We start from the raw sequence: 5,090 nt of genomic DNA, 5'->3' as shown, positions 1-5,090 counted from the left end.
TCGGTGGCGCTGCTGATCACCGTCGACTTCCCGGGTAATCGGCCCGCCCGGGCGCTGGCCTACGGTGGCCTCGGCGTCAACGGCGTCATCCTGATCACGCTCGGCACCCTGGTGTCGCCCATCCCGTGGCTGGCGGTGCTGACGATGTTCGTACTCGCCGTCGCAGTGACACTGTCGGGAGTACTCAGCGAGACCGTCGCCGCGGGCCAGCGGTCGACGCTACTGACGTTCGTCCTGCCGTCGTGCACGCCTGCCGGTCCCATCCCGGAGCGTCTCCTCGGCTGGCTCATCGCGCTCTCACTCGCCGTTCCCGCCGCGTTGTTCCTGCTTCCGCCACGCCACCACGACGAACTCCGCAGGCATGCCGCGATGGTGTGCCGATCCCTGGCTGATCGTCTGGACGGCCTGGCGTCGGCTGACGACTTGGCAGCGGCGATGGGCGCGCTGCGGGCCAACTTCCTCGGCGCCGACTTCCGCCCGGTCGGCTTGACCGCGGGCAGCCGCGCGCTGGTCCGGGTCGTCGACGACCTGCAGTGGCTGTCGGACCGGATCACCGACGGCAGCGGTGAGCTCCTGGCCGAGATGCGTGATCCCGTCGTGGACGTGCTCCGGGAGAGCGCGCTGGTACTCAGCACGCCGCGGGTCGCCGACCGCGACGCCCACCGCGCGAGCCTGGCCAACGCGTTGGCGGTCCAGCGGTTGATCGCCCAGAGCCGCTACCGCGAGGACATCGTCGAGATACTCGGCGAGCCCAGCGACGCGACCGCAATCGGCGTCGGGCGAAAGCTGTTGACCCGCAGGACGATATCGGGGTGCGTCGGGACCACCGGCCGGGTTATCGGCATCGCCGCCGCGGCCGACGCCCGACCCGTGTGGGCGCGTGTCCTCGGCCGCAGGCTGCCCGCGGCCGGGGCCGCCGAACGGCTGCTCTCGGAGTCGCAGGCACTCAGGTCACTGCCGAGCGGATTCCTCGCCACCAGGGCGGTGGTGGTCCGCAACAGCGTGCGCACGGGACTCGGGTTGGCACTCGCGGTGGCCGTCACGCACGTGTTCCCGGTGCAGCACGGCTTCTGGGTCGTGCTCGGGGCGATGTCGGTCCTGCGCAGCAGCGCGCTGACCACCGGGACCAGGGTCGTGCGCGCCGTCGTGGGCACCACGATCGGATTCCTGCTCGGCGTCGTCTTCATCGAGCTGATGGGTTTCGAGCCCGTCGTGATGTGGGCGACGCTGCCGCTCGTCGCCTTCGGTTCGGCGTACGTGCCAGAGGTCGCCTCGTTCGTGGCAGGCCAGGCGATGTTCACGATGATGGTGCTGATCATCTTCAACGTCATCAATCCCAGCGGCTGGCAGGTAGGTCTGATCCGGGTCGAGGACGTCGTCGTGGGAGCGATGGTGGGTGCCGTGGTGTCGCTACTGCTGTGGCCACGTGGCGCCGCCGCCACGGTGTCCAGAGCGGTCGACGCCGCCATCGCCGCGGGAGCGACGTATCTGACCGTCGCGGTCAAGCGGGTGACGCGGGGCGCGTCGGAGTCCGCCGACGACCGCGTGTCCTCACTGGGACACTATGCGATGACGGTGTCCAGGACTCTGGATGACGCAGTGCGCCAGTACCTTTCCGAGAGTGGTGGTTCGACCGATCAGCGCGCACCCGTGATCCGCGCCTCGAATCGCGCCATCCGGGTCCGCACCGCCGCCGAGCTGATCGCCGACGTGGTGCCGCCTCCGCTGGCCGCCTATCCGCGCGTGCGGAAGGTGCTCGAGGTCCACACCACGGCGATCTGCAGGCGGCTCGACGGCAGGGCCTCGACCCAGAGGCTCGGCCCGATCGGCGACGACTTCGTGCTCGCCCTTCGCGCCGAGACCGGCGGGACTGACTTGTCGATCAGGGCTGCACTTCCGTTGGTCACGGTCGCGGCAAACCTCGGCGAGCTGGAACTGCTCTACCCGGACCCGGTCGGCTCGGTCGCGGTGTCGAGCCACTAGCGCGGATGCGTGTGGGGCATCAACGCATTCGGCGGGATGGTGCCGAACTTGCCTGCGTTGAAGTCCTCGAACGCCTCGATGAGCTCCGACTTGGAGTTCATCACGAACGGTCCGTAGTGGAAGACGGGCTCGCGAATCGGCCTGCCGCCCAACAGAAGCACTTCCATGGCGGGTGTGCGTGCGTCCTGCGTGGCACCGGCTGCGACGGTGATCCGGTCGCCGGGCCCCATGACGGCGAGCTGACCCTGACGGATCGGATTCCCGATGGGGCCGACGGCGCCGCCGCCTGCCAGCACGTAGACCAGGGCGTTGAAGTCCCGGTTCCACGGCACGTCGAGACGAGCGCCAGGCTGAATGGTCGCGTGCGCCAACGTAATCGGCGTGTACGTCGATCCCGGGCCCGGCTGGTCGTCGACCTCGCCTGCGATGACGCGGACGAGGGCGCCACCGTCATCGGAGGAGAGCAGCTTTACCTGCCCACCCTCGATGGCCTGGTACCGCGGCGCGGCGAACTTGTCCTTGCGGGGCAGGTTGACCCACAGCTGGATGCCGTGGAACACGCCGCCGCTCTCGACCAGTTCTGCCGGTGGCGTCTCGATGTGCAAAATGCCCGCGCCCGCGGTCATCCACTGCGTGGCTCCGTCGGTGATGAGACCGCCGCCACCGTGGGAATCCTGGTGCGCGAAGCGGCCGTCGAGCATGTACGTCACCGTCTCGAAGCCACGGTGCGGGTGCCAGTCTGTGCCCCGCGGCTCGCCGGGCTGGTACTCGACTTCGCCCATCTGGTCCATGTGCACGAAGGGATCCAGCGCAGCGGCACTGACGCCGGCGAATGCGCGGACGACGGGGAACCCCTCGCCTTCGTAACCGCGTGGCCCCGTGGTGATCGATCGCACCGGACGTGGGGTCTGCGACGGCGTAGGCCCCGCGATGCGGGGAAGGGTGAGTGTGTCGGCGGTGATGGCGGGCATCGGTACCTCCTCGATTGAGACGTACCCACCATAACCGGACTGCGGTCCGATTAATTTCCGCGCTAGGACAGGACGGCGCTCGCCGCAGCCCGCGCCTCAGCGGCGGTGGCCGTCGCCAGGGCCGCGTCCGCCGCCTCCCGGCACTGAGCGAGCGTCACCTGGGCCAGCTTCGCGCCGACGCCCGCCACGGCAGCCGCGGCAGCCGACAGCGACGAGATGCCGAGACCCACCAGCACGCACGCCAGCTGCGGGTCGGCCGCGGCCTCCCCACAGACGCCGACGGGCTTGTTCACCGCGACTCCCGCCCGCGCCGCCATCGCGACCAGCGCCAGCACCGCGGGCTGCCAGGGGTCGGTGAGCGTGGCCAGTTCCGCCGACATCCGGTCGGCGGCCATCGTGTACTGAGTCAGGTCATTGGTGCCGATCGACAGGAAGTCGACATGTTCGAGGATCCGGTCGGCCAGCAGTGCGGCTGCGGGCACCTCGATCATCACTCCCGGGGTCAGCCCGTGTGAACGGGACTCGGCCGCAAAGGCTTCCGCCTCCGCCGGGGTGGCGATCATCGGGGCCATCACCCATGGGGCACTGCCGGTCCGTTGCGCCGCCGCGGCGATCCCCTCGAGCTGGCGCGTCAGGATGCCCGGATTGCCGTCGGCGATGCGGATTCCGCGCACGCCGAGCGCCGGGTTCGCCTCGTCGGGGTGCCCCACGAACTTCAGCGGCTTGTCCGACCCGGCGTCAAGGGTGCGGATGACGACCTTCTGCCCAACGAACGCCTCGAGCACCTCTGCGTAGATCTGCGCCTGCTCGTCGACGCTGGGCTCGGTCGAGCGGTTGAGGAAGCAGAGTTCGGTGCGGAACAGGCCAACGCCCTCGGCAGGCGTCTCACGCGCCGATCGCGCGGCAGCGCCGTCCTGGACGTTCGCGAGGATGGCGACGGCGTGCCCGTCCGCGGTGGCGCCGGGCCCGCTCCAGCTCTTGGCGAGTTCGGCTTCGCGGTGTGCCACCTCGACGGCACGGGTTGCGACGGTCTGATCGGGCGCCACCGTGACGGTGCCGAGGGTGCCGTCGACCATCACCATCGTGCCCGCGGGCACCGCGTCGAGCCCGGCGACCGCGACCACGCAGGGAATGCCGAGTTGACGGGCGATGATCGCGGTGTGGCTGGTGGGCCCGCCGAGCGTGGTCGCCAATGCGACTACCAGGGAGGCGTCCAGACCCGCCGTGTCGACGGGGGCGAGGTCCTCGGCGCATAGGATCGACGGCACGTCGGGCACCGGCACCCCTGGTTCGGGCAGACCGCTGAGTTCGGCGATCACGCGATCGCGGATGTCGCGCAGGTCGGTGACCCGCTCGGCCATCAGCCCGCCCAGTTGGGTGAACATCGTGACGAACTGGTCGACCGCACCGGTCACCGCCCGCACCGCGGGGTTGCCCTCACCGATGCGCTTCTCGGTGGCGGCGATCCAGGCCCGGTCCTGCGCCAGAGTGGCGGTGGTCGCCAGGACCTCCGATGCGGCTCCGGAGGCGTTGGCTGCCCGGTCGCGCAGCCGACCCGCCACCGCGGCGGCCGCAGCGGCGAAGCGCGCCACCTCCCCTGGGCGGTCCGACTCGGCCAGGTCGGCGCTCGCGGGGGCATCGTCGACGCCCGGCCGCGATCCGGGCCTGATCACGGGCGCGTGCTGCACGCCCCCCACGGCGGGGATGCCCTGCAGCACGGTTCCGGCAGAAGGTTGCGCCGTTCCGGAAGGATGAAGTGACGTGGGAGGCGATGTGGTGCTCATGTGTCCCAGGTTACAAGAAAGCATTGACAAGTCAACAGAGTCAGGGGTAAAACCAACGATATCAACATCTTAAATCCACATATCCCACGCAAACGGGGAGTCATGTACGCCGAAGAGCGCCAACAGGCCATCGCCGAACTGGTGATCAGCCAGGGTCGCGCCTCGGTCGCCGAGCTCGCACAGGCCTACGACGTCACCACGGAGACCGTGCGCCGTGATCTCGCCGCGCTCGATAGGGCGGGCGTGCTGCGGCGGGTGCACGGTGGCGCGGTCCCCACCCGATCGCTGCACCTCGTCGAGCCGGGGGTCGGCGAGCGTGACACCACCCGCGCCGACTACAAGGACGCCATCG

Annotated in this window: 4 protein-coding genes; 2 read left to right on the top strand and 2 right to left on the bottom strand. The window is 69.9% G+C overall.

Annotated features, from left to right (window positions below; all coding sequences use genetic code 11):
- Positions 1-1,983, top strand: a 1,983-nt coding sequence (locus QOI01_RS30430) for an FUSC family protein (RefSeq protein ID WP_526387002.1), incomplete at its 5' end; no start/stop codon positions are given.
- Here QOI01_RS30430 and QOI01_RS30425 read toward each other — a convergent pair.
- Complete coding sequence (locus QOI01_RS30425) at positions 1,980-2,954, bottom strand: pirin family protein (protein ID WP_526387000.1); 975 nt, start codon at positions 2,952-2,954, stop codon at positions 1,980-1,982. The two genes, QOI01_RS30430 and QOI01_RS30425, sit on opposite strands and share 4 nt — an antisense overlap.
- Before the next feature lie 62 nt (positions 2,955-3,016).
- Positions 3,017-4,738: a putative PEP-binding protein gene (locus tag QOI01_RS30420; protein WP_526386998.1), complete on the bottom strand. Its 1,722-nt coding sequence runs from the start codon at positions 4,736-4,738 to the stop codon at positions 3,017-3,019.
- Positions 4,739-4,840: 102 nt separating this feature from the next.
- Here QOI01_RS30420 and QOI01_RS30415 point away from each other — a divergent pair.
- A partial coding sequence (locus QOI01_RS30415; RefSeq protein WP_526386996.1) for a DeoR family transcriptional regulator occupies positions 4,841-5,090 on the top strand: 250 nt, incomplete at its 3' end.

This window comes from Mycobacterium sp. (genome assembly GCF_032162605.1).
Taxonomy (GTDB): Bacteria; Actinomycetota; Actinomycetes; order Mycobacteriales; family Mycobacteriaceae; genus Mycobacterium.
This window is presented reverse-complemented; position numbering and strand designations above follow the sequence as displayed.

What these genes read in the sequence shown, in the direction of transcription:
- QOI01_RS30425 (WP_526387000.1), bottom strand. Translation starts at nt 2,954, where the DNA reads ATGCCCGCCATCACCGCCGACACACTCACCCTTCCCCGCATCGCGGGG.
- QOI01_RS30420 (WP_526386998.1), bottom strand. Translation starts at nt 4,738, where the DNA reads ATGAGCACCACATCGCCTCCCACGTCACTTCATCCTTCCGGAACGGCG.